Source organism: Vibrio sp. YIC-376 (assembly GCF_052353105.1).
Classification (GTDB): domain Bacteria; phylum Pseudomonadota; class Gammaproteobacteria; order Enterobacterales; family Vibrionaceae; genus Vibrio.
In genome coordinates, this window is the sequence record NZ_JBBWFK010000017.1 from 29,956 (window position 1) to 54,194 (window position 24,239).

A 24,239-nucleotide genomic window follows, 5' to 3' on the forward strand; every position below is an offset into this window, starting at 1 on the left:
AGAAAGTGTGGTATCGCCTGTCAGCTCTAAATAAGTTTCAGAGAGAGCAGGAGGATCGGAGCAGCAACGTCTGATTGGCGTTTTAAAGCAAATGATTGCATAGTCGCTGACATGATAGATCCTTAAAAGTGAAAAAAGCCAAGGAAAACGTTTACCTTGGCGTGCCGGTACATTAACGAATATGGGGGGATGGATACAACCCCGAAGTGGAAAATAAGTTGATATGGTTAATCTTTGTTTTCAACTTGGTTTATTGAACTGGATTTTTGATTTGTTTTTGGAATATATCGCTGACCAAATAATTAACATACACCCAATTGATGGTTTATTATTCAATGTTTAGTGTTTTCATCTACTAGTACATGTGTAAATTCTCAATTGAACTGGGCCGTTCTGTGATTGCTTAGATGCATATGCGAAAGAAACATCATATGAAACACCGCCTAAATGGAATCCACTTAATGATCAGGATGAGACTTTTGTTTGCTCTCAGAGTCGGATTCTGCGCTTTTCGAGATATACCAATGTTGTTTCGTGTGGCAGGCTGCGCGGTATTCTCTGTCAACTTTGTTTACAGTAGTCGCAATTTTAAATGGCAACAATCTCAAGTCACGGTTTTATAAGAGGTAGTATGAAATCAGTCTATGACTACATAGTCGTTGGCGGCGGTATCGTTGGAGTATCTACAGCTTGGCAATTACAGAAACGTCATCCTGATAGTTCTGTATTGCTGGTGGAGAAGGAGTCTGGTTTTGCCAAACATCAGACCGGACACAACAGTGGCGTGATTCACGCTGGTGTCTACTATGCTCCGGGCAGTTTGAAAGCCGATTTTTGTAAACGAGGTGTTGAGAGCACCATCGAATTCTGCTCTGAGCACGATATCCCTGTCGAGAACTGCGGCAAACTATTGGTGGCAACGGATGAGCAAGAAGTAGAGCGAATGAATGCCCTCTACGAGCGTTGCCTCATCAATGGAATAGAAGCAGAACTGCTCGATCAGGCACAGCTAAAGCTGGCGGAACCTAACGTGAAGGGATTGGGGGCGATTTATGTCAAAGCTACCAGTATTGTGGACTATCGATTAGTCACTGAGCAAATGGCTAAAGAGTTCCAAAAGCTCGGTGGGCAAGTCAGTCTGCGTACTCAGGTGGTTGCAATCGAAGAAAAGGACGAAGAGGTGCAGCTTACCGGCATATCTGATGGTCAGTCGATGCAGCTTAACTGCAAAATGCTGATGACCTGCAGTGGCTTGATGGCTGACCGCATGACCAAGATGATGGGTATTAAAACCGATTTTCAGATCATCCCTTATCGCGGCGAATATTATCGTTTAGATAGCAAACACAATAACGTGGTCAATCACCTGATATACCCAATTCCTGATCCGGATTTACCCTTTTTGGGTGTCCACCTCACTCGTATGATTGATGGCTCGGTGACGGTAGGGCCGAATGCAGTGCAAGGGTGGAAGCGAGAAGGCTATGGCAAGGTGAATTTTAGCTACCGGGATACATGGCGAATGCTGCGCTTTCCGGGTTTTTGGAAAGTCACACGAAAGCATTTGAAGACCGGATTAGACGAGTTCATCAATTCCTGGTGGAAACCAGGCTATTTAAAGCTGGTCAATAAATATTGTCCAATTATCCGAGTTGAAGATCTTAAACCCCACCCAGCCGGTATTCGCGCACAGGCTGTATTATCTGATGGCACGTTAGTGCATGATTTCCTGTTTGCTGAAACAGCCCGAAGCCTGCATGTGTGCAATGCTCCATCACCAGCAGCAACATCAGCGATGCCAATCGGAGAGTACATTTGCGATAAGGTCGATGCGAAAGTGATGGCTAAAGTGGATATAGGCCAAATGTCTTCAAGAAGGTGAGAAATGAGTGGTCAGATTTCGAATTACGCTAGCTCAAGCGTAATTCGTACAAACTGGTCATCTTGATACTGCACTTCGTAATTAAACGTGTTGTTGGCGTAAATACTGCCTAAAAACAGTGAACGCTGGCTCATAGGGCCGCGGAACAGCATCGATATAGGGGCAATTAAGGCGTTATTATCGTCGAAATGCTGGTTTAAGTTGTCGGATAACACGCACAATAAGCAGCCATGCTGATCATGAGAAAGATCGACATCTTCTGGACGAGAGAGTAGCACGGTGGTGCCTAGTTTCTTTTCGATTTCGTTTATAAGTAGCAGGTAACTGTCCAGATGAGGCTGAGGGTTACCTGGCTTATTTGCGTTAACACAACGTTCGAGTAAGACTTCAAGGTTGCCATCTTCCCCTTTCGCCTGTTGAGTCAAAGACTTTAACGGCTTTTTAATCAGCTTGTAGCGATTGCTTTTCAGTTTGGGCTTGAGCCACTTTTGGAGCAGATCGTTGCGCTCTTTTAAAGGGAGAGGGTGTGAAGATGCCTGAATTTTGAAGTGCAGATGCAGTAAAGCATGCACAGCAAGTTCGCTCAGAAGTTGGTTAGCATCTGCGGATTGTCTTGCCTGCTTAGAACTTTGCATTACACTCAAACGAAATTTAATAAGAAGGATAATGGTGCCGAGAGAGGGACTCGAACCCTCACACCTAAGGCACTAGCACCTCATGCTAGCGTGTCTACCAATTTCACCATCTCGGCATCATGATGCTCTGTATTACAGAGGCTTCGGAAAGAAGCGAACCAAATTGTATAACCAAATTCCATCTGTTGGCGAGAGCAAAGTTACTGATTTTTAGTCTTTCGAGTTTGATTGCACATTTATTAGCCGCTTTTTAACGTTTATCGAAGTTATTTACTCCAATGCCCTTAAATTTACTAGTGGTATGAGTGAAAAATGGCTGGTTTGAATGAATTATGACCGCTTGAACGTTTGCGTTTATAAATGTGATGAATATCTCTTTTTAGTGGCTATACTGTCGTCCCGTTTAAGCGGGCTTTAGGGTTTAGTTGTTCAGGACCCTTACCCATACAAGCCGTCACATGGAGCAGGCAGAGGTAACCACGCCAGCAGTGAATGACCCCACGGACCGGACCAGCTAAGTTCAATTGCTTGTATAAGGTAAAAATGAGATGTCGAACTATTCGCTCTGTCTATGTTCAGAATCGGTGAGTGTGTCACCACTTGATACGTTATTCCAATCTGCAGCCAAGTTCTTTGGCTCTTCTCTTCTTATTAACGTTCAGTAGGCCGAGCCATGAGTATTCTATTTAGTTTATTTGGTATCGCTGCGCTGCTGGGTTGTGCTGTTTTTCTTTCTGAGAGTCGCTCGTCAATAAACTGGAAAACGGTGTCACGCGCACTGCTTTTGCAAGTGGGGTTTGCGGCATTAGTACTCTATTTCCCCATGGGGCAGGCAGCATTAGCGAGTCTGAGTAACGGTGTTGCGGGGCTGCTTAGTTTCGCCGATGAGGGAATCCGATTCCTGTTTGGTGACCTTGCTTCTACTGGCTTTATTTTCGCTATTCGCGTCCTTCCTATTATCATCTTTTTTAGTGCTCTTATCTCTGCCCTCTACTATTTGGGCATTATGCAGAAAGTAATTCAATTTATTGGCGGCGCTATTCAGAAGTTTTTGGGTACCAGCAAAGCTGAATCTCTTGTTGCGACGGGAAATATCTTTTTGTCTCAAGGTGAATCGCCATTATTGATCCGCCCATTCTTATCCAAAATGACACGTTCAGAGTTGTTTGCAGTTATGGCTGGTGGCATGGCGTCCGTCGCAGGTAGCGTTTTAGGGGGTTATGCTGGTTTAGGTGTCGAACTAAAATATTTGATTGCGGCTAGTTTTATGGCGGCTCCGGGTAGTCTGATGATGGCTAAAATCATCGTTCCAGAGCGTCAGGACCTGAGTGACTATAACAGCATTGAATTAGACAAAGCCGAAGAGAGTAACGTCATCGACGCGCTGGCAAGCGGCGCAATGGGTGGTATGAAAGTGGCCGTAGCAGTCGGTACCATGTTAATTGCTTTTGTCAGCGTGATTGCAATGGTCAATACCGGCCTTGAGAACTTAGGTGAAGTTTTTGGCTTCTCTGGCATCACGTTACAAGCTATTTTTGGTTACATGTTCTCGCCGTTAGCCTGGCTGATTGGTGTTCCAAGCCATGAAATTCTAGCGGCTGGTTCTTATATAGGTCAGAAAGTCGTCATGAATGAATTTGTTGCCTTCATTGACTTTGTGCAGCACAAAGCGATGCTGTCTGAGCATACTCAAGTCATTATTACGTTCGCATTGTGTGGTTTTGCTAACATTGGCTCGATCGCGATTCAACTTGGCTCGATCGGTGTTATGGCACCTGAACGCCGTAAAGATGTTGCTAGCATGGGTCTGAAAGCCGTCGCTGCCGGTACATTGGCCAACCTGATGAGCGCTTGTTTAGCTGGTATCTTTATTTCTTTGTAACGTTCTCGTTAGATCGAAGAAAGTGAAAACCCGCCAAATATGGCGGGTTTTATTATTCTTGGGATTTGGGTACCAGACCGTAAGGTATGGATTGAAAAGCTTTAGGATGCTCTTTATAGGTTGGCCCTCGATTTATACCTTGCCAATCTAACAGCATGATGGCTAACACATTACGATGCTCTCCAAGCTTAAGATCAAAGTTTCCATCAACAGATGGGATCATACCTTGCTCCGCGTTTATGGCGGTACGTATCGCATTACGGGTCTTTTCAACGACAGGATCATGCTCCAGTCCGGCTAAAAGGAAAGAAATGCCGACTTCAGCTATCACGTCCTCTTTACATCGCAGCAAAATGGTATCGATGTTGTTGCGAAAGTAGTCGTAAATCCACTGATGCTCGGCTTCGCTGATCTGCTTCTGATAGTACTGTGAATCGGCAAAGATAATGTGTGTGATGCCATAAATCTTGTTCCAGTATTGCTGAGCAGAAAGCTTGCTGTCTTTATCATCAGGATAGGTTGATTTAAACGCTTTAATAAACTCGTTAACGACATCTTGCTCGCCAAGTTGTCGCAGCCAATAGACTTGATTCGCCAGTTGTGCAGCCCAAGCTTCGATCATCTCAGGGTCAGTGGCATAGCGAGTAAAATCATAACGTCGAACAATCTCTCTCAGAACGGCATCGTTTTTGTGTTTCAAGCCGTATTCGTCAGCCCTTGCCATAGCCCCCAGTAAATCGACGCCAAGATACAGGTACTCAGGATGATCTTTCGTCACCGTATAACGGAGTTGACCACGTTCATCATCCTTGTTTTGGTACTTAGCCAATTGTTGCGACGAGTACAGAGCGATCTCTTCCGGTTTGACAACCTCATTGGCAAATCGATTTAATCGACTGGCAACTTGTGCCATATCCGTCCAAATCGTAGGAAAATACTTTTGGTCTAAGGTTTGGCGATACATTCGAAGACCAAAATGGCCTTCTTTAAATGGGGGAAGAGTGAAGAGTTCGCGTTCATAAGTGTCACGGACCAATTGCGCAGATTGTGAATAGCTCAAAGGTGGGGATTCAACCTGCGACGCTTGAGCATTGAAAATGAGTGAGTAAGAAAGTAAAACCGCTAAACTAAGAGGCTTGATACGCATAAATTCATTCCATGAAAAACATCTGCATAAAACTATCACCAATGTTTACTAAAAAGTGTGAAACCTTGGTCAATAGTTCAAAATTTGTCTAAAAGTCAGGTTAATACGCTCGCCTCTGGGCTTTGAAGTCTTTGGTACGCAGTGTCGCCAATGATGTTGAAGTGCACCTGCCATGATCAACAAAGCACCATGAGAAAGTTCGTATTCGATCTGGGTTTTACAATGTAAATTTCTCAGAATAAATCGGCGACTTTCTCCTAAATTCAGAGAAGCAATCACAGGATTTGTGCCCAACTCAGGCTCATTATCTTGATGCCACCCCATAGAGTCCTGTCCATCTCTATATAAGTTTGCCAATACCGAATTGAACGGAACCTCTGCGACAGCTTCACAGCGCTCTTTCAGTGACAAGAGCTCCGGCGTCCAAGGATGAGGGGACATTGTCAGGCCAGAGTAGGTATATACAGCATCGCCGTGCCAGGCTTGCAACCTAGGTTGGGGGACTGATTTGCCGAAAATGTTAATGTGTTCTTGATGCCATGGTAGCGTCATTCTGAGCTTAGCAAAAAAATCATCTGCTTCGTTGGCGAGGAGAAAGTGCGGGTTATAGTAAAGTTTTCCCTGCTTAACTTCTTGCCAAAACGGACTTTCAAACAAGTCACCTTGCTGTTGCATATCTAGTTACTCTATTAATAAAAATTCCAGATAATGGTTATCTTTATGATAGCTATTGGGTATCCTTTTAATAAGAACTCTAACAATATATGAGCAAGTCTCACTGTAGTACACGAGAAAGCGGATAGCACATGCGCCAGTTTCATAAAAAGCAATATTATTTTGTCCTATTATTCCTTACTTTCTTTATGCTCTGTGTGGGTATTATTGAGCTGCTACATCGCAATCAGCAAGAACTTAACCAAGAACAGTTGCAAGTTGAAACCAAAGAACAACTTTCTATCCTCCGCTCCAATCTCGAGGCGGAACTTATGGCCGACATTTATAAAGCGAGCACACTTGGGACACTCGTTACCTTATTGCCCGAAAGTGATGAACGTAAGTTGGGCTTTGCCGCTAATCGTATTCTGGAGAAAAGTAAAAACATAACCTCTATTGGCGTCGCTGAAAACGACGTCGTAAGTCATGTATTTCCTCTCAGTGGGAATGAAAGCGTAATCGGGCTGGATTATCGGATGATACCTGAGCAATGGGCTCAGGTACAAAAAGCCAGAGAGATTCAAGAAATATTCATTGCTGGTCCCGTTTCTTTAGTACAAGGTGGACAAGGACTAATTGTGCGAGTCCCTGTGTTTCGTGACCCCCCATTTAATCAAGATTACTGGGGTGTTATCAGTGCTATTATCAATTTTGATAGTTTGCTTAAAGCAACAGGTGTCATCGATTTTTCTCAACGTTATCCGTTGACGATACGTGGATATGACAGTGGTGGTGAGTTTGCCGATATCTTTTTCGGAGTGCCGAACTTATCAAAGACAAGATACGCCAAAGAAACCGTCCATTTTCCTTATGGTAGCTGGGTCTTGGCGGTGTTCTCGGGTGATACATTGGAACACCAGATCCCTTGGTACGTAGCCAATTTGGTGAGATTGATTGGCTATCCAATACTGTTTGCATTAAGCATCGCGCTCATCGCTATCTATCGTTTGTATATCATCGCGGATACGCGGGCATTGCATGATGAACTCACTCACCTGCCAAATCGTCGATACTTTATGCAATCCTATAAACAGCAATTTGAGCTTGCTAAGCGTTATGGCAAGCGTTACGGCTTTGCTTTGATCAATATCGATCTCGACCGGTTTAAATACATTAATGACACTCTTGGTCATGATGCAGGTGATAAAGTTTTGTGTGCGACTGCACTGCGTATCAAAAACAGCCTGCGTCGCTCAGATATGGTTGCGCGTATGGGCGGGGATGAATTCTTAGTCATGGTTTATAGCCCAAAATCGGAAGAGAGTTTACTGGCGCTAATTCAAAAGGTGAGATCGGCACTATGCTCTTCACCAGTAATCTATGATCAAAAGCCCATCATCTTAAACGTCAGTGTGGGGTACTCAATGTTCGAACGGAGCTTCGAATCACCTGAGCAAATGATGAAAATAGCAGACAAAAGAATGTACGATCAGAAACATGGCTACAGAAACGCAAATCAAATGAGTTGCGGCTAGATTTTGTTTTTTACCTATGAATCTGTTTCATCAATCAGGATTATTGGGTTAAGAAAAGCCATATTATCGGTTCGAAAATAGAGAATGCATGGCCATTCTCTTTTTGAGAAAGTCATTAGTAGCAATGCGGTTGATAGCATATTTGCATGCTATTGCAATTTGCAATTGCAAAATGCGAGTAGTTAGGTTAATAAAGCAACGATATGCATCTGGATCGGCTATAAAATGGGTTTTTAAAAGTTGGCACACATCGTGCTTAATAACATTTGACCCTTATTAAGCCGAGGGTCACCTAGCCAACTGACGTTGTTAGTGAATACATATTGTTCACAAGTTTATATCGCCAATCACAGATATTGTGATTGGCGTTTTTTCTTTCTAGAGGCTAAGAATGTTTACGTCCTTACAAGTCTCATCCGCCTCCTCGCACTTGCTGTAGCAACTTGGTTGTCTTGGACACACCGCACCTCTGGAACAAATGAGTCTCGCCTGAGTCTGAATACCTCGTTCTATCCAGTTAATATTTAGTATCTTAGCGATGGTCGTTAAGTCCTTTTTAATATGAGCTGGAATCATGCTGCTGCCACCGGAAGCGACACATAAAGACTTTAGCTCTTCTGCGATGGAAACTGCGTCACCACCTTGTGCAGAAATCGCCGGATTTAAATCTATGCCAGCACACAACACTCGATTATTACCCGCAGGGTCAAAGACATTAACCGATTCACAGCAGTAAATACGTGGCTCATCACCGACATTCAAAATTGAAATTTGCGCGGAACTGGTATCCAGAGGCTGTGCTAAACGACGAAATACTGCCCAGTGCTGACAAGGATCGTTGACTGTACGCATGTTGCCCCAAGGAAGTGGAATACCATTTCCTCGATAAACCGCTTTGAGTTTTCCTGGGCCATAGGCATCAAAATAGTGCCAATGCGGATAAGGCGATACCACCGTCATTCGACGCATAGCAACAGACGGGGAGACCCCCGCTTTTTTGTGCACATCGATTTCGTAGCCAGAGCGATCGAGCAACTGACGAAATGGAACCTTAGGGCATAACAGCGCACCTGCAAAGAAGCTGGATTCGAAATCACGCCATGCTTGTAAAATATCTTGAGAGTTTAGTTCTGAGCTGGAAACTGGACTGTCCATTTGCTCCCAGTTGTTCTGATGACCGATGGAGAGCACATTGTTCATCGCGTCATTGCTGTGCAGTACTCTATGGCCTATATAGACTGCCAAGTCGTACTTCAGTCTTGTCGGATAATCGCGCATCCGCTTGTTAAGATAAATGGTTCCTGGCGCTTCCATAAAAGAAGTGATTAGCTGTTTCGCACTAACACCCAGTTCATCAATGACATCTTGAGGAGCACGGTCTACCCATCTGATTTCCAGTCCCATACTTTTCGCAATATCGATCAAGTCTTCTACCGAAAGATTCAAACGTTTCAGCCCGACTTCTTCAGCGGCACGCTCTAAATCCGGGAAGTGGTTCTGATGGTTCTCTTGGTGTGCACGAATCAAGAGGTGAGCAAATTGTCGTCCTGTAATTCCTGTCTGGGAGAGCATTTCAGGAATTGCAATTTGAAGAATATCGTTGGAAAACAAGAAACTTGGCTCCAGTGCCATACCATTAATGCCACCTCGATTCCCTTTATTCGGTGTAATGGCTTCCAATTCAGGTTCATCATCTAAAAACCAAGCTGGATCTTTCTGAAAAACTTCAGCGATAACCTCAAGCATATCGATGCTTGGAACGCGTTTTCCTCGTTCAATCATTGAAAGATAAGAAACAGACGGAGCGTACTCAGGATTAATTCTTATACAGCGGGCAGACAAATCTTCCATGGTTAAATGGTTGTTTTTTCTCAGGTTACGTATTTTTGTACCGAGAAAATGAGACTGACGAATTAAGCTTTTTGACACAGACATTTTTGTAAAATTCACATTGTAAAATTTTTGTTGTGAAATTGTAGTAAATATTTCGCTAATCTACATAGTGTCCAGGCAAGGAAATTAATCATCAACTTCACAGAATTGCCTGAAACTTAAACAACAGAATTAAGTTAATACTCTAGGAAGAGTTTTAAAGTACGAGGATACGACGATGAATATGCTGAACTTCGATAAAAAAGAGATGCAACAACAACAACGCCCATTTATCGCTGAAGCTGTATTTGCCGTCGAAGCGGTAAGTGCAGAGCAACAGAGCGAGAAACAAGTTAAAGCTAAGCAACTGCTAGACCGCATGTTCCCTTTGGAAAGTGGCTCGCACCAAGACGTATCAAGTTATGTAATCGACTATCGCCACGTATTGGCGTACTTTAAAGACGGTTCTCATAGCGGTCTGCAAATTCCAAAACACTTCGTGGCATACACAGGCGAAAAAGAAGATCCTAAATCAATCCTGTTCAAGGATGAGTCTGGAAACCACGTGGAAGTGCTCTTCGGTTGTCACAAAGGCACAGGCAGTGTTGAGTTGATGGATATCGATGATATTCAATTAGAAACTCGCATAACATTTAGCCCGGAACTGACAGGTAACGCACCTACTGCGATGCGTCACTGGATCAGTCTAGTGAAAGGCGACAAGAACGGTAAGCCGATGGCATGCAGTGAAGATAAAGAATACACCGCTAAAAATGGTGAAGACTACTTCTTGAGCTACTGTTACAAAGTGGATTAATTCCAAAAACCGCACCCAATAGACAAAACCCTGCCAGTACGCAGGGTTTGCTATTTTTAGTGCCAGCCAGAGATAAAACGCTAATCAAAGCAGGTAGCCGTCAGGGCTCCAGACGCTAAAGAGGCATAACTCGGTTGCGACCTAACTGTTTCGCTTCATAGAGCTGCTTATCGGCTTTACAGACGAGAGAGTCCGCTGTATCTCCAACTTCAAATTCTGCCACGCCGAAAGATGCGGTTATGCTGTGAACCTGATTTCCGGTTCGTTTGTCTTTGACACGTAATTTTTCAAACATGCGGCGTAGTGAATCAGCATATTGGCGAGCAATGCGCAGTGACTTATTCGGCAAGATCAACGCGAACTCCTCTCCACCAAATCGGTAAGCACAGGCTCCATCACGACAGCTCTGCTGTAGCCGACGAGCGATAGATTTCAGGACATTGTCACCAAAAAGGTGGCCGTAGTTGTCGTTAAACTCTTTGAAGTGGTCAATATCAAGCATGACAAGACTCATAGCTTGGTTTGCTTCGACCAATGAGGCCAGATCAGCATCAAAAGCGCGACGATTGTAAAGGTTGGATAGTCCGTCAAATAAAGCGTCTTTTTGTACTTCTGCCAACTGATTTTTCAGACGGGAGATTTCTTCGCTCGCGTTCGTCAGTTGATGATTTAGAAACTTAGTTGAGTGGCGTATTTCGTGAGAGTCATCAACGAGCTGGCGGACAACATTCATCACTTCTTCGATACTCAAGTTACTGTCTTGGACCTTTTCTAATTTATTGAAGCTCTTATCGACCATATCTGAAAATGAGGATGTATCGGACAATGTATCATTCATCGAGCTGGCCACTTCATTGAGTAACACTTCTAGGTTGGATCTGAGCTCTTCTAGACTGGTTTCTGCTTTATTGGCAACGTAGCGTTTATACAGTTGCGTTGTGGTAGCAGGAGGGCAGATACCGTAACTTTCTAACACTGTATCCATCTCCAGATTAAGATCCGGAATCGTTTTATCAACGTAGGTATACCACAGTGCATAGTTGGCAGGTGTCGCGGCTACATAATTTTTGATCATTAGCGGCACCGCTTTTTTTAAGTTAGCGGTTGATTTCTTAAACTCGTCAGTCATTTCTGCGATAGAAGTAGCAAAATAGAATTGGGTTTAGAGTAACGGAAATTGACATGTATCGCTTTAAATTTTTGATCAGTTTATACAAAAAATGTGGAGTCAGAAGAGAATTCGATCGTTTCATATAAACATATTTAAAATTAAAGAGTTGAAGCACGGGTTGTCTGTATAAGGAGTCATTAATGCGTTATGAGACGGTGAGATTAATACTTGGTGATCAGCTCAATAGTGAGCATTCATGGTTCGAAAAAGTTGATGAAAAAATACTGTATCTAATAGCAGAACTCAAACAAGAAAACACCTACGTTACTCATCACATTCAAAAGGTGTGCGCCTTTTTCTCTGCGATGGCGCAATTCGCCACAGAGAAGCAAAGTGAGGGACATCATGTACTGCATTTGACCTTGGATGACACGCAATCTTTTGAGAATCTCGAGCAAGTATTGAAACACTATGTCAGTGCAGTTGACGCGATCAAATTTGAATACCAGAGGCCGGACGAATATCGGTTACTTGCGCAGTTAGCCAAACTAAAGTTTGAAGGGGTAGTAACGCGTTGCGTTGATTCGGAGCACTTTTTACTACCTTTTGATGAAATCGAGCAGAACTTCCCGCAGGGAAAACACATCACCATGGAGCACTTTTATCGCCGCATGCGTAAGCGTTTCAACATACTGATGCAAGAAGGCAAACCATTCGGCGGAAAGTGGAATTATGATGCTAATAACCGAAATAAACTAAAAGCAAAAGACATCGATCAACTCCCCAAGCCTTTGAAGTTCAGCCTCAATGTTAATGAGACCATCGAGCGACTAAAACGACACAACATCCAGACTATTGGTAAACTTAGCGGCGATCTGCTGTGGCCCGTAAATCGAACACAAAGCTTGTCTCTGCTGGCGCATTTTTGCCAAGTCTGTTTACCTCATTTCGGCCGATTTCAAGACGCGATGACGGCAGAGCATGAGGCGAAGTGGAGTCTGTATCATAGCCGATTGTCTTTCTCGATGAACTGCAAGCTGCTGCATCCTAAAGAAGTGATTGATGCTGCGCTTCGTGCCTTTCATTCGAATCCAGACATTGATATTTCTCAGGTTGAAGGCTTTATCCGCCAGATCTTAGGTTGGCGTGAGTACATACGCGGTGTTTACTGGGCTAACATGCCTCAGTATCCGCAGAGAAATGAGCTTGGAGCGATGCGACCTTTGCCAGGTTACTTCTGGAATGGCCAAACGAAGATGGCGTGTATGCATAATGCGATTGGGCAGTCGCTGGATTACGCCTACGCACACCACATTCAGCGGTTAATGGTAACAGGCAATTTTTGCCTACTAACAGAAATTGATCCCGACCAAGTTGATGAATGGTACCTCGGCATTTATGTCGATGCGATTGAATGGGTGGAAATGCCCAATACGCGTGGCATGGCACTGTTCGCCGATGGCGGTATTGTCGGCACTAAACCTTATGCAGCCAGCGGATCCTACATCAACAAAATGAGTGATTATTGTAAAAGCTGTCAATACGATAACAAAGCGCGGAGCGGGGAAGGCTCGTGTCCATTTAATAGTCTCTATTGGCGTTTTATGTACAAGCATGAGAAGCGCTTGGTGAGTAATCCACGTATCGGGATGATTTTTCGCTCCTGGGACAATATGGAAGAATCACAGCGGCAAGCCATTTTGGATACTGCGGAGCGATACATCGCTGATTTGGAGAACTTGTAATGAATATTTTGGTTGCAGGCGAAAACGGTGGGGTAGGCTGGGCGTGTTTTCCTTGGCACTGCCTTTACTGCATCTGAGCTAGTGAAGACTTCCTGCGGCGACAACGCTCAGAGCAGTAAACGGCATCTGTCCAATTTCGAGCCCATTTCTTTCGCCAGGGAAATGGGCGGTTACACACAGGGCAAATTTTCGTCGGTAAGTGCGATTTAAAACCCTTCATGTTTTTCTAATTATTTGAAAAGGTACAAGTAATCACCATACCCCAGCTGAGCCATTTTATTTACGGGAATAAACTTCATCGCCGCTGAATTCATGCAGTAGCGTAATCCTGTTGGCTTGGGCCCATCTTCAAACACGTGGCCAAGGTGTGAGTCACCGAACTTACTGCGTACCTCTGTCCTTGGGTACAACAACTTATAATCAGTTTTTTCCACGATGTATCCCGGATTGATTGGTTTGGTAAAGCTTGGCCAGCCGGTACCGGATTTGTATTTGTCAGTCGAGGAGAAGAGTGGCTCACCAGTAACAATATCGACGTAAATACCAGCTTCTTTATTGTCCCAATACTCGTTTTCAAACGGTTTTTCCGTCCCTTCTTCTTGTGTGACGTAATACTGCATCTCGGTTAAGGTAGACTTAATCTTGGTCGGGGACGGTTTGCTGTATGTTTTTACTTTCGATAGCAACTTTTTCTCTTCAATGAGTTGGCGAAGGGTTTTCGGGCGATCTTTACGGTCATCACCAAAAACTTCATCCAAATATTTGTCGCGACCTGATGCGTAACGATAGTATTTGTATTTCAGACTGCTCTTTTTGTAAAAGTCTTGATGGTACGCTTCTGCAGGATAGAATTTTTCAAATTTTATCAGCTCCGTTTTGAGTGGTTTTGGATAGATCTTCGCTTTGTCGATTTCCATCATAAATTGCTCTGCAATCTGTTTTTGTTGCGTGTTGTGATAAAAAATCGCCGGGCGATATTGAGGTCCGCGATCAACGAATGATCCTTTATCATCCGTCGGGTCGATATGTCTGAAAAAGTAATCCAGCACCTGCTCGTAACTCACCATATTTGGATCGTACTTCACCTCGATTGATTCAATATGGCCGCTCTTACCAGAAGACACTTGTTTATAGGTTGGGTTTTCAACGTGACCGCCTGAATAACCAGAAACCACGTCTAATACACCGGGTAGTTGTTCTAAATCTGATTCCGTACACCAAAAGCAGCCGCCAGCAAGCGTGGCAATTTCCACTTTCTCTGACGCAGTAGTTTTACTCATTGTATCAGCACTACCAGCTTTACTTAGCAACAGGAACAAAACTGGAAGCGCGAAAGATAATCCTATCAATAGCTTAGATAAATTCTTCATAGCATCCTCAAACATTATTTTTTCAATTGTTACGTAAGTAGAAAGGCAACAGAGCTAAAAAATTGCACTATTTTTGAAAATTTCTTTGCCCTTTTTTCTAACAAAGATAGAGTATCCGCATGAAACACACCGCTCGTTTTATAAAAGAGTGGGCGAAGAAATATGAGGAAAACCATGCAAGCAGAAGTTAAATGGGTCGAAGACTTTAAGTTCCTTGGCCAGTCTCAATCTGGTCACTCCGTCGTGATGGACGGCAATGGCGGCGCGACGGCACCAAGTCCAATGGAGATGGTATTGATGGCCGCTGGTGGTTGTAGCTCTGTGGATGTGGTAGATGGTTTAAAATCGGCAGATCAAAAGGTACGTTCAGTTAACGCTAAATTAACCACAGAACGCCGTGAAACGGCACCACGCATTTTTACTCAAGTGAATATCCATTTTGAAGTCTCTGGTGAAGACCTTGACCCGGAGATTGTGGCTAAAGTAGCGTCTGATTCACTCGAAAAATACTGTTCTGTGTGTCTGATGCTAGGCCAGGGTGTTGAGATGACTCACAGCTGGGAAATTGTATAAGCCACTCAAAATTTAAAAATTCAGAAAATGGGAAAGAGAAAAGCGTTGGCTTTTCTCTTTTTTTAATCATCAAATCACGTACTGTGTGCGGTGTTTAAAGTAGTAGGAGTTCCCAATGACAGAATTAGAAAAAATGATGTCTGGCCAAGTGTTTAATGGTATGGACGAATCAATTGATGCCATCAGAACTCACGCCACACATGCACTGCGCGCACTCAACAGCAATACGGATGAAAGCAAACGTGATGCGCTGCAAAAGCAGTTGTTTGGTAAGGCGGGTTTGTGCGTTGTTCAAGCTCCCTTTCATTGCGAATTCGGCAAAACAATTGAAATTGGTGAAGAGACCTTTATCAATATGAACGTGGTGATGCTCGACGGTGCGAAAATCACCATTGGAAACCACGTGTTGATTGGACCAAGCGCACAGTTTTACACCGCATCTCATTCTCTGGACTATCGTAGTCGCCGCCGCTGGGAGACGTTTTGCAAACCGATCACTATCGAAGACGATGTATGGATTGGTGGTAATGCTGTCATTAATCAAGGTGTAACTATTGGTGCTCGTTCAATCATCGCCGCAAACTCAGTGGTAAACAGTGACGTGCCGCCAGATTGTCTATACGGTGGTACACCTGCAAAATTGATTCGTCGTTTGGACGAAGACGCTTAAGTTTATATTTATCTCTAAGCAGAAAAGTCGCAGGTTGGTTTAGCACTCATCTGGCCTGCGTTCCACAATCCACTTTTCAATCTTTATGGTTTCGCGTCAATCTTTTCCATAAACCATCTATGTCACGACTTACCGCTCTTGAGCTTATAATTAATGGATGTCATTTTCTGGGTCGCCTGTCTGATAAGAGGCAGATACTCGTTCTCGATTTAATCTGAATGAATAGGAGCCAATAATGGGACGCAAATTGATCATCATATTGGCTTTTACGCTTACCGTATTTCTGCCTTTAAGTGTGACTGGCGCTATCACATCCTATTTAACTTTTTCTCCTAACAGTGGCTGGCGGGAGGGATTTGCGCTCATTGCTGCGATATATGCCGGAGGACTTGCAATATTATCCGGTGTGGTGTTTGCCGTTAGCTGTCTGTTTTTTTGTCCTCAGCTACAAATAAAATCGGCAATGACCCAAGGTGCTATAGCGGTCATATTCAGTGCTGTACTGAGCATTTTTGTTTATCAGGTTGGTTTGCCTTGGAGCACTTCCATTGGGTTATTTTGTATTTCGCTTGTTATCTCTTCGTTTTGTGCTCCGCTAGTATCAGTAAAATAAATAGCGAAACCAAAAATAAACAGGCTATTGTTCAACACGAAAAGCATAGCTTTTGGCTACCGCACTTAATCTACTATGTTCGACTGGATACAGAAGCTCGCATTTCTAGTTCGGTATGCAAACTGCAATAGTGAAAATTACAAAAGTATGGGCAGGTTTATGCAGTACCAGTCTTCTTTTTAATTTAACTTCGCAAAATTGGAACGTTCAAAGTGTAAATAAATTGTGAACAACTTCTAAGGGTTGCATTATAGACGTGCAAAAGTGATGGAGTGAGGCGTACAGAGATGTGGTGGATTGTAATCAAATACCTAACAACGGCGGGTATTGTTGTTCTTGTCTCTGAAGTTGCGAAACGAAGCGATAAATTAGGCGCTTTGGTTGCAGCACTGCCCACCGTCACCATTATGGCTCTTATCTGGATGTACGTTGAAGGGCAAGGAGATGAAAAGCTCTCAAATCATGCGTTTTATACCTTCTGGTATGTTTTGCCAACATTGCCCATGTTTTTGCTATTTCCATATTTACTGACCAAATACTCTTTTTGGATCACCCTGCTGATAAGTTGTTTGATATCCATTACCTGTTTTGGAATAGCACACTTTGTCGGCAAGCACTTTGGAATCAATTTATTATAAGGTGAGAAGTGGATATCTACCCTGAGATTGAATTGTCACAACAGCAACATGCTGAGATAGAGGCCCTGCGTAATCAGTCGTTTCCAGATCACCAAGTTCCTCGCTCCTATTTTAAGCAACTTCCTCACATGAGAGCCTTGAAATATCAAGGTAACCAACTTGTTGGCTATATGGGGTTAGATTATCGGGTTGTGAGTGTGGGGGATACTGTTTACAAAGTGTTAGGTATCATCGATTTTTGTATCGATGATGTTCATCAAGGGGAAGGGATGGGAACTGCAATGTTGTCTCACCTTTCTTATTACGCCTCTACCAAAGAGGTGGATTTCATCATCTTAATCTCTGACTTACATGACTTTTATACTGCGAATGGCTATCAGCGAGTGGATTCTATCAATTCGTGGCTACGATTATATGAGCATAAAAATTATGGTGTCGCGGTAGAACAGGTCGATGATTTATATGTAAAACCAGTTAGCGGTAAAAACTGGTCTGCTGGTCATCTGGATTGGCTGGGTTACATGTATTAGTTACCTCTGATTTGACTAACGTACTATACAAAAAAGGATATTAATGAAGCCTGATTTATATGGTGAGCGCGTATTTCTAAGGACGATTCGAGTTGATGACGCTGAGGATCTGTTTGAGATTTATGGCCATGTACAAACAATGCAGTTCGCTTCAGACCCAACATTTACCTCTTTAGCGATGATTCATCAGATGATGGAGAGCGTGACTCGATTAGAAACGCTTAATGAGTCTCTGGAATGGGCGATCGTTGAACAAACGTCGAATAAAGTCATTGGCACTTGTGGCTTACACACGTTCAGTCATTGTCGATCATGTTGTGAAATAGGGTGTCTTCTTAATGCCAGGTACTGGAATCAGGGCTATATGTCTGAAGCACTGGGCCTGTTGTTCTCGCATGCTAAATCACAAGGGATATATCAATTGGTCGCAGATATTGATGAAGACAACTTTCGTTCTCGCGCTTTGTTCGAAAAGTTGGGTTTTGAATTAAAAGGAGCACTCTTTCATTACTCTTTGTGAGTCTTTGCCAGCCTACTCTCCAAACCTCAGATGCTTCACTACAACTTCGTTTAACACTTCACGATATCAAACCTGCCGACTAGGTGAATATCTGGCAGGTATTTGATTCTTATCGCAGCGTGGAGTGGTAACTATCTGTGAGGTATTAAATGACTGATTCAATTGATATTTAGTCTTGCTCGTGAATTGAATCGCATTTTTTTGATTTTATAAAAAAATATCTAAATGAATAAAATTTCAAATATATGCAGACCAAGTGTGCTATTAAATGGATTCGGAGTTCATAATTATTCGTTTCGTGAATGTTTTGTTGGCTTTTAATTTGCTGTGGATTTGATTTTCTATTCAAAAAGATGAAATGCCAAATCGATATATTAGAAAATTCGAATTTGATCTTATTTATATGTTTTGTATTAAATGCGAAATTAATTATTAACAACGGACAGCATCAGTGATTTCTCCTATGAATATCACGCCAATCTTAGGAATAGATAATTGACCTGTCTTAATTTAATAACAGAAATTATTAAATTAACTCATGTTCTTATAAGCAGGTTGTATGCTTTGGTTATAATATATCTTCTATTTGTTCCTTAATGTTGCCTATTTTCAACTTGTTGATACTTATTGGTATTTGTCTTTAATTTTATGGATTTGGATTTGTTCTCTCTATTTTTAATATGATGGTGATACATCGAACATATAAAATATAAAAGAAACTCATGCTTATACAATAAGTGATACCTAATAAACTAAATAAATAGTATTAAAAAATAAAATAAGGATTTAACCATAAGATAAATCTTGTGGTTGATAGGCTTGTTGGGTTTGATTGGCCATTTTTATGGAAATTCATCCCGATAATCTGTTTGTCTTTAAGTTTATTCTAATAAACTTAATTTTCATGGAAGTTTTAAAAAATGCAGCACACAACAAAGTGGATGATGACGCCGCTTGCAATGTTGTTGGGTACGCTATTTTCAATGCCGTCATTCGCAGAGGAAACGAGTGTATTCGATAGCAGCGGGCCAGAATCTACACACAATGAAGGAGACACGTCCTGTATTGTTTGCAAGTTAAGTGGGGCCGTTTACCTATCTTACGATACAAACATTTACGATAAAGACGATTACCGAGCCGTCCGCAATTTTTCTTGGGGAGGCGATCTCAGTTATTCCCTTTCTAACGATATAAAAGCTTACTTTTCTGCTGGTGGTTATCGGGCCCTAGAGGACGAAGTCGGGACTTACGCAACGGACTCGGTATTAGGTTTGCAATACTCAAACCTTTATCGCTTCGGCGATACGGGAAAAATCGGTATTGCTGGTCAGTTCACAATTCCTACCTCAGAAGCCTCACGTAAAGATGAACTGCAAACAGCATTTCGTTTGGCAGTGCCTATTTCCTTTTCTGTCTGGAGTATCGATTTCTCCATTTCCCCAAGAGTCAGAAAAAATTTTCACGAATACAAAACCATGGGTGGACGCTCTCTGACGGAGTGGAGTTACTCGGTGTTCACTTTAGCGGAAAAGTCGTGGGAATCGTTTTCTATGGGGATGACTGCCCTAGGTGGAAACACCATCAGTTATCAAGGCACTCGTAGAAGCAGCTGGAAGTACGAAGGTGCTTTGTACGGTTCTTATAAGTTTGATGACGACTGGTCTTTGTTACTCGCAGTGTCATCGACAGGTTTCTATCACGATGCTGAGCGAGGCACATTGGGCAACATTGATTTGTTAGACCAAGAAAAAACCTCGTACATCGCCGAAGTAACTTACTCCTTCTAGGAAAATAAAAGAAAATTAAGGATATCCAAACAATGTTTAAAAAATTGACACTGGTGTCAGCAATTACAGCCGTGCTCGTTGGTTGTGGAGCAGACGATCAGGCTTATGACTATGTTGAAAGAGATGCAAAAGAGGTTGCGGTTAAGGATCTAAAAAACGGTCGCTGGTTCTATGTACCGACGACAGGCGCAGCTCCACGATTCGCGTTAAACCAATTTCCTTTCTTGCAAGGCTCCCCTCGCTACGTTGAATTGTGTTTTACGAAAGAGGGTCTGGAAGTTCGTAGCTACGATAAAAACTACCCTGATGCAAAGCTAACCAAAGACGTAAATAACTACTGTGGTGAAGAGAAGTTTGTCGCAGATGACGACGATGTAAACTTTGCGCAAGTGCTTTCCATCCCTGGTGATTTTGCTGCATATCGCTGTGAGGAAGACTCGTACGGCGACTGTACCAACCAAGAAGAAGTTAATGACGATGATAGCTTGGTCTACAAGCAGAAAACACACTTTACACCTAATCCAGAAGAGCTCGAGGTTGCTGAGTTCAATAAGGAAGATCTGTACGGCGTCAATGACGGTATCTCTGAACAAGGCACGCCACGACTCATCTCCTGGGACTTTGAGCCTGAGAAAGGCATACTGAACTTCGAATTAGAGCGTACGTTCCGTGTTGATTTAGATAAGTTGTCTGATTACATCAACTTTGCCACTAAAGCGAGCCTGGAAGAAGCGCTTGTTGACGGCGCATTCAAATCTCGTTTCTATTACTCTTTGGTTCATGAAAGTGAAATCGCAACAGAAGGCTACCAACCAATTCTGTACCCAGTTGGCGATGAGAACGACATTGGCTTTTTCACCACTTCGACCAAAAAACTGAATCCGATAACAAATAAGTACGACCGAGATGTGGTTTACCTGAACCGCTTCAACCCAGATCAAGACTCAATTGAATATTACTTGAGCGACAATTTCTTTGAAGAGAAGAACAAACTATTTCTTGATGCGACACTTCAGTCGATCGATAAAATGAATCAAACGCTTAGAGTATTTGGTGCAGATTCTGGGAAACCAGAAATTGAGATAGTGAACAAAACCTCAGCGGCTGGCATACATCCTGGTGACTTGCGTTACAACGTGATTAACCTGATTGATGAACCACTAGCCAATGGTTTGTTGGGGTACGGTCCTTCAGTTTCTAACCCGATGACGGGCGAAATTATCAAAGCACACGTTAACCAATATGCTGGTGTAGCAAGAACTGGTGTGCCTTTCTACTGGGATAACTTGGCTCGATTCTATAATCGTAATCAGTTGGATTTGGATGGATTGGAGCCATTGCAAACCCGCGCTACTAAGGTGAAAACAGACGTTTCGGAAAGAATTGAAGCACTGTCGACTCTGGCAGCAATGGAGAAGCTGAACGTTGATGAGAATGTTCATGCGCCACTAATCGCGAAAGAAGAAATGATTTCTGGCGAAGCGGTGACTAAGAGCCCGACGCAACTGCTTTCAAACTTCAATGATGATATGGCGTTCGAAGACGTTGTTGCGGCAGAAGAAAACCGTTTGTCTTTCTGGGCGGAAAACAACGTTTATCCAATTGAAGCATCGTGGGTTTCATCAACCAACAAAGCAATGCTAGATAACTTGCAACTCGATGATGACCGTTATTTTGAGATCAAACTTGATGATGCTGGTAATGAAACGTCTCGTCATCTGAAGCGATGGAAATACCTACCAAAAGATTTGCAAGTAGAAGCCGCCAATGCGATTACGGTGGCGACGTACAGCAATACATTAGTACACGAACTTGGTCATAACATGGGCCTGCGTCATAACTTCAAGGCTTCTAATGATAAAGAGAACTACTATACCCTGGAGCAAGCACATCAACTTGGCTTGAATAACATTCCTGCTTACAGCTCGACGATGGACTACGCACCAAGCATGTTGGATGAAACGCCAACTTGGGGTCTGTATGACATTGCGGCATTCAAGTTTGCCTATGGCCGTAAAGTAGAAACTATCCAAAACGCTTCAGGTTCGGCTCCTGCACCAGTCGAAAAACCAGCAGACAGTGCGAGTGATGAAGAAAAAGCGGCATACGAACGCTATCTAACTGAGCTGCAGGCATACCAACAGAGCTTTGCGTACAAGTTTGGTGACAATTCAGAGAATGATTCTCTAATGGTGTGCTCGGAGGTTAAGACGTTATCGGGCGATGATGAAGGTAAGTCTCTGTACAACTGTGACTTTAGCCGATTTGATGCGGCTGCGTTGTCTGATGATGTAGAGCTGGATGCGAAGACTCGTTACGGTGTTCTCTACTACTTAGATAAGGTGAACGAGATTGAACGCAAGCCTTACGACTTCTGTACTGATGGCAACGTGTCACTAAACAGTGATTGTAACCGTTTTGATGAAGGCACAAACTTAGAAGAGATCGTGTCGTACGAATGGCAAAGCTATCTTGATAGTTATGATCGTCGCAACTTAGTGATGTACGGTACAAACGGTCTGTACTCATCTGATTACCCAAGCTATCTGGTTCGTCGCTTTAGGGAAATGAGCTCTATCCGCGATAAGATGGAAGATTTAGAGCGCATTGACAACGTGTATACGAATCTGGGTTTAACATCGAGTACAGACAAGCCAGGGGATTTCTTGCTACGTCTTGTATCAAACCCTGAATACTGTAATGAGGGTAATGCAGACAATAGGTGGTTCTGTGATTATGCATATGGTGCGAAAAAATCTGCGGCATTCTTCCTTGATGTGTTGCGCACGCCTGAGCACCAATGTGTGATTGAAAATGCAGCAGAAAGTCAAAAAGTCATTTCGTTTGGTCAATTGCTGGATAATAACGCTTACCAAATCCCTGCCGACTACGACCTTCAAACTGCGAACTGTTTTGATGACTTAGTGGCTGGCTTTATTGAAGATGCAGAAAGTGGTTATACGGCAGTGGCTGAAACCGCAAATGGTCGCTTCCTAAACTCAATTGGCAGCTTTGATCCGGATTACCCTTGGTCAAATGCCATCTCTGTTTTGGGTTACTGGCCAGACAAAGCATTGGCAAGCTACTTCTTAGCACGCCGATTCTCAACCCGTTATACCGATGAAGTGAGCTTTGCGTCGTTGCTTGATATTACAGGTGTGCAGTCAGAGTACGAAGACATCATGAATAACATTTTGGTGAATGATGCCCTGAATACGCCAGTCGCATTGGTTGATAAAGACGGTAAGGAATACCAGAATCTAAAAGGTGTGAGCGTGAATCTGCATAGCACTGAGCAGATGGAATCTTTGCCACCAATGCCTCGTGGTATTGCCAACTTCTTAGATATTGATAGCCGAAGCCGCGAGCGTATCGGTGATGTTCTTCTAAGAATGGGTGTGCGCCAAATGCAGTCTGACGACTACAAAGTAAAGTCACGCGGTAAAGCTCAGTTTGATGTTTTCACCAAGCAGCAAGATCGCTATGACATTATCGCGGGTGATAAGGTGGAGTTCGTTATCGACGGTAAGAAGTTCGTAGCAACAAAAGCAAACAAACTTGCCTATGACTACGCGAACCAACTGGTAACGTCGGAAGGCTACGACCTGAAAACTTACTTGGATAGCTATAATCCAGAAGAATTAAGTGTGATTGCCGCTAACATTGAGAGCGCATGGGGCCCATTCCGTACTTCAATTCTTCCTGCATATCATGATGCGGTACTTCTATTAGATGCCCCGATGGTCAATGCAATGAAGACAACGATTGATGCCGATATCGAAGCAGGTGTTCTGAAGTTTAGCCAATCATTCATCAATTTTGTGAATGCAAACATTGCTTCAGGAGACATCCTATTTGACGCTAACGCGAGAACATTGAGTTACCAAGGTGGTGAAGCGCACAGTGACCTAAAAGCGTTCGAAGCCTACTCAGATGCGATGCTTTTGATCTTCAACGGATACACCCAACAAATGATGTTTGCTGTCGACAATGTGTACGCAGGCTACATGGCGTCCTCAGATGAGGATAAAGAGTTGTGGCTAAAAGATCTGAACATGATTCAAGCGTATCTTCGTGGTGATATTGGTGCTGTCGCTGGAGATTACTATAAGATGCTTGATCGTCTACCAGACGCAAGTGACTTTGAATAAGTGATACTCAAAAACTAAAGCTAAGGCCTGCATTGCCGCAGGCCTTTTTATTGCTTAACGCCTTAGTTTGACTGATGCATAACTTACGTTAGCCTATTACGGTGGAT

The 24,239-nt window shown here is 43.1% G+C and carries 20 protein-coding genes and 1 tRNA gene; 13 read left to right on the forward strand and 8 right to left on the reverse strand.

The window, feature by feature from the left end; all coding sequences use genetic code 11:
- Positions 1 to 631: 631 nt before the first annotated feature.
- Positions 632 to 1,882, forward strand: a complete 1,251-nt coding sequence (gene lhgO / locus WJM94_RS21465) for an L-2-hydroxyglutarate oxidase (RefSeq protein WP_444496207.1) — start codon at positions 632 to 634, stop codon at positions 1,880 to 1,882.
- A gap of 23 nt (positions 1,883 to 1,905) precedes the next feature.
- Here the strand turns inward: lhgO and WJM94_RS21470 are convergent, their stop codons facing one another.
- Positions 1,906 to 2,517, reverse strand: coding sequence for a DUF2913 family protein (locus WJM94_RS21470; protein WP_444496208.1), 612 nt, complete (start codon positions 2,515 to 2,517; stop codon positions 1,906 to 1,908).
- Positions 2,518 to 2,549: 32 nt separating this feature from the next.
- Positions 2,550 to 2,633: transfer RNA gene (locus WJM94_RS21475), tRNA-Leu, on the reverse strand.
- Positions 2,634 to 3,190: 557 nt separating this feature from the next.
- Between WJM94_RS21475 and WJM94_RS21480 the strand changes: the two genes are divergently transcribed.
- Positions 3,191 to 4,399 (forward strand): NupC/NupG family nucleoside CNT transporter, encoded by a 1,209-nt coding sequence (locus WJM94_RS21480; protein WP_444496209.1) that lies wholly within the window; start codon positions 3,191 to 3,193, stop codon positions 4,397 to 4,399.
- A 52-nt stretch (positions 4,400 to 4,451) separates the two neighbouring features.
- On the opposite strand, the gene WJM94_RS21485 is transcribed toward WJM94_RS21480, so the two are convergent.
- Both WJM94_RS21485 and WJM94_RS21490 read right to left on the reverse strand, forming a co-directional pair.
- A complete protein-coding gene (locus WJM94_RS21485; RefSeq protein WP_444496210.1) occupies positions 4,452 to 5,546 on the reverse strand; it encodes a DUF3541 domain-containing protein in 1,095 nt (364 codons plus the stop codon).
- Between the two features lie 69 nt (positions 5,547 to 5,615).
- Positions 5,616 to 6,221 carry an alpha-ketoglutarate-dependent dioxygenase AlkB family protein gene (locus WJM94_RS21490; protein ID WP_444496211.1) on the reverse strand — a complete coding sequence of 202 codons (606 nt, stop codon included), beginning with the start codon at positions 6,219 to 6,221 and terminating at the stop codon, positions 5,616 to 5,618.
- A gap of 131 nt (positions 6,222 to 6,352) precedes the next feature.
- On the opposite strand from WJM94_RS21490, the gene WJM94_RS21495 reads away from it, so the two are divergent.
- A complete protein-coding gene (locus tag WJM94_RS21495; protein WP_444496212.1) occupies positions 6,353 to 7,735 on the forward strand; it encodes a diguanylate cyclase in 1,383 nt (460 codons plus the stop codon).
- Between the two features lie 378 nt (positions 7,736 to 8,113).
- On the opposite strand, the gene WJM94_RS21500 is transcribed toward WJM94_RS21495, so the two are convergent.
- Positions 8,114 to 9,670, reverse strand: a complete 1,557-nt coding sequence (locus WJM94_RS21500) for a DUF3612 domain-containing protein (protein ID WP_444496213.1) — start codon at positions 9,668 to 9,670, stop codon at positions 8,114 to 8,116.
- Between the two features lie 175 nt (positions 9,671 to 9,845).
- Here WJM94_RS21500 and WJM94_RS21505 point away from each other — a divergent pair, with 175 nt between their 5' ends.
- The gene (locus WJM94_RS21505) at positions 9,846 to 10,424 is read left to right on the forward strand and encodes a hypothetical protein (protein WP_444496214.1); all 579 of its coding nucleotides are present in this window, start codon (positions 9,846 to 9,848) and stop codon (positions 10,422 to 10,424) included.
- Positions 10,425 to 10,539: 115 nt separating this feature from the next.
- Here WJM94_RS21505 and gefA read toward each other — a convergent pair whose 3' ends face one another.
- Positions 10,540 to 11,553, reverse strand: a complete 1,014-nt coding sequence (gene gefA / locus WJM94_RS21510; protein WP_444496215.1) for a diguanylate cyclase GefA — start codon at positions 11,551 to 11,553, stop codon at positions 10,540 to 10,542.
- Positions 11,554 to 11,735: 182 nt separating this feature from the next.
- Between gefA and WJM94_RS21515 the strand changes: the two genes are divergently transcribed.
- Positions 11,736 to 13,280: a cryptochrome/photolyase family protein gene (locus tag WJM94_RS21515; RefSeq protein WP_444496216.1), complete on the forward strand. Its 1,545-nt coding sequence runs from the start codon at positions 11,736 to 11,738 to the stop codon at positions 13,278 to 13,280.
- A 64-nt stretch (positions 13,281 to 13,344) separates the two neighbouring features.
- Here the strand turns inward: WJM94_RS21515 and WJM94_RS21520 are convergent, their stop codons facing one another.
- The gene (locus WJM94_RS21520; protein ID WP_444496217.1) at positions 13,345 to 13,500 is read right to left on the reverse strand and encodes a DUF2256 domain-containing protein; all 156 of its coding nucleotides are present in this window, start codon (positions 13,498 to 13,500) and stop codon (positions 13,345 to 13,347) included.
- Between the two features lie 10 nt (positions 13,501 to 13,510).
- Positions 13,511 to 14,650 carry a peptide-methionine (R)-S-oxide reductase MsrB gene (msrB, locus tag WJM94_RS21525; protein WP_444496218.1) on the reverse strand — a complete coding sequence of 380 codons (1,140 nt, stop codon included), beginning with the start codon at positions 14,648 to 14,650 and terminating at the stop codon, positions 13,511 to 13,513.
- A 174-nt stretch (positions 14,651 to 14,824) separates the two neighbouring features.
- Here msrB and WJM94_RS21530 point away from each other — a divergent pair, with 174 nt between their 5' ends.
- The 8 genes from WJM94_RS21530 (at position 14,825) to WJM94_RS21565 (ending at position 24,132) form a co-directional block, all read left to right on the forward strand.
- Positions 14,825 to 15,223 carry an OsmC family protein gene (locus tag WJM94_RS21530; RefSeq protein WP_444496219.1) on the forward strand — a complete coding sequence of 133 codons (399 nt, stop codon included), beginning with the start codon at positions 14,825 to 14,827 and terminating at the stop codon, positions 15,221 to 15,223.
- A 115-nt stretch (positions 15,224 to 15,338) separates the two neighbouring features.
- Positions 15,339 to 15,893, forward strand: coding sequence for a sugar O-acetyltransferase (locus WJM94_RS21535; protein WP_444496220.1), 555 nt, complete (start codon positions 15,339 to 15,341; stop codon positions 15,891 to 15,893).
- 235 nt (positions 15,894 to 16,128) lie between these two features.
- Complete coding sequence (locus tag WJM94_RS21540; protein WP_444496221.1) at positions 16,129 to 16,506, forward strand: hypothetical protein; 378 nt, start codon at positions 16,129 to 16,131, stop codon at positions 16,504 to 16,506.
- 287 nt (positions 16,507 to 16,793) lie between these two features.
- On the forward strand, positions 16,794 to 17,144 hold the full coding sequence (locus WJM94_RS21545; protein WP_444496222.1) for a DUF3147 family protein: 351 nt from the start codon (positions 16,794 to 16,796) through the stop codon (positions 17,142 to 17,144).
- A gap of 8 nt (positions 17,145 to 17,152) precedes the next feature.
- Complete coding sequence (locus tag WJM94_RS21550; RefSeq protein WP_444496223.1) at positions 17,153 to 17,674, forward strand: GNAT family N-acetyltransferase; 522 nt, start codon at positions 17,153 to 17,155, stop codon at positions 17,672 to 17,674.
- Positions 17,675 to 17,717: 43 nt separating this feature from the next.
- A complete protein-coding gene (locus WJM94_RS21555) occupies positions 17,718 to 18,194 on the forward strand; it encodes a GNAT family N-acetyltransferase (protein ID WP_444496224.1) in 477 nt (158 codons plus the stop codon).
- Between the two features lie 920 nt (positions 18,195 to 19,114).
- On the forward strand, positions 19,115 to 19,981 hold the full coding sequence (locus tag WJM94_RS21560) for a hypothetical protein (protein WP_444496225.1): 867 nt from the start codon (positions 19,115 to 19,117) through the stop codon (positions 19,979 to 19,981).
- 32 nt (positions 19,982 to 20,013) lie between these two features.
- Entirely contained in the window at positions 20,014 to 24,132 is a 4,119-nt protein-coding gene (locus WJM94_RS21565) for a M66 family metalloprotease (RefSeq protein WP_444496226.1), read from the forward strand.
- The last annotated feature ends 107 nt before the right edge of the window (positions 24,133 to 24,239 follow it).

What these genes read in the sequence shown, in the direction of transcription:
- WJM94_RS21495 (WP_444496212.1), top strand. Translation starts at nt 6,353, where the DNA reads ATGCGCCAGTTTCATAAAAAGCAATATTATTTTGTCCTATTATTCCTT.
- WJM94_RS21500 (WP_444496213.1), bottom strand. Translation starts at nt 9,670, where the DNA reads ATGTCTGTGTCAAAAAGCTTAATTCGTCAGTCTCATTTTCTCGGTACA.
- WJM94_RS21555 (WP_444496224.1), top strand. Translation starts at nt 17,718, where the DNA reads ATGAAGCCTGATTTATATGGTGAGCGCGTATTTCTAAGGACGATTCGA.
- WJM94_RS21480 (WP_444496209.1), top strand. Translation starts at nt 3,191, where the DNA reads ATGAGTATTCTATTTAGTTTATTTGGTATCGCTGCGCTGCTGGGTTGT.
- WJM94_RS21485 (WP_444496210.1), bottom strand. Translation starts at nt 5,546, where the DNA reads ATGCGTATCAAGCCTCTTAGTTTAGCGGTTTTACTTTCTTACTCACTC.
- WJM94_RS21560 (WP_444496225.1), top strand. Translation starts at nt 19,115, where the DNA reads ATGCAGCACACAACAAAGTGGATGATGACGCCGCTTGCAATGTTGTTG.
- WJM94_RS21535 (WP_444496220.1), top strand. Translation starts at nt 15,339, where the DNA reads ATGACAGAATTAGAAAAAATGATGTCTGGCCAAGTGTTTAATGGTATG.
- WJM94_RS21515 (WP_444496216.1), top strand. Translation starts at nt 11,736, where the DNA reads ATGCGTTATGAGACGGTGAGATTAATACTTGGTGATCAGCTCAATAGT.
- WJM94_RS21545 (WP_444496222.1), top strand. Translation starts at nt 16,794, where the DNA reads ATGTGGTGGATTGTAATCAAATACCTAACAACGGCGGGTATTGTTGTT.
- WJM94_RS21540 (WP_444496221.1), top strand. Translation starts at nt 16,129, where the DNA reads ATGGGACGCAAATTGATCATCATATTGGCTTTTACGCTTACCGTATTT.
- WJM94_RS21565 (WP_444496226.1), top strand. Translation starts at nt 20,014, where the DNA reads ATGTTTAAAAAATTGACACTGGTGTCAGCAATTACAGCCGTGCTCGTT.
- gefA (WP_444496215.1), bottom strand. Translation starts at nt 11,553, where the DNA reads ATGACTGACGAGTTTAAGAAATCAACCGCTAACTTAAAAAAAGCGGTG.
- msrB (WP_444496218.1), bottom strand. Translation starts at nt 14,650, where the DNA reads ATGAAGAATTTATCTAAGCTATTGATAGGATTATCTTTCGCGCTTCCA.
- WJM94_RS21530 (WP_444496219.1), top strand. Translation starts at nt 14,825, where the DNA reads ATGCAAGCAGAAGTTAAATGGGTCGAAGACTTTAAGTTCCTTGGCCAG.
- lhgO (WP_444496207.1), top strand. Translation starts at nt 632, where the DNA reads ATGAAATCAGTCTATGACTACATAGTCGTTGGCGGCGGTATCGTTGGA.
- WJM94_RS21505 (WP_444496214.1), top strand. Translation starts at nt 9,846, where the DNA reads ATGAATATGCTGAACTTCGATAAAAAAGAGATGCAACAACAACAACGC.
- WJM94_RS21520 (WP_444496217.1), bottom strand. Translation starts at nt 13,500, where the DNA reads ATGAAGGGTTTTAAATCGCACTTACCGACGAAAATTTGCCCTGTGTGT.
- WJM94_RS21490 (WP_444496211.1), bottom strand. Translation starts at nt 6,221, where the DNA reads ATGCAACAGCAAGGTGACTTGTTTGAAAGTCCGTTTTGGCAAGAAGTT.
- WJM94_RS21470 (WP_444496208.1), bottom strand. Translation starts at nt 2,517, where the DNA reads ATGCAAAGTTCTAAGCAGGCAAGACAATCCGCAGATGCTAACCAACTT.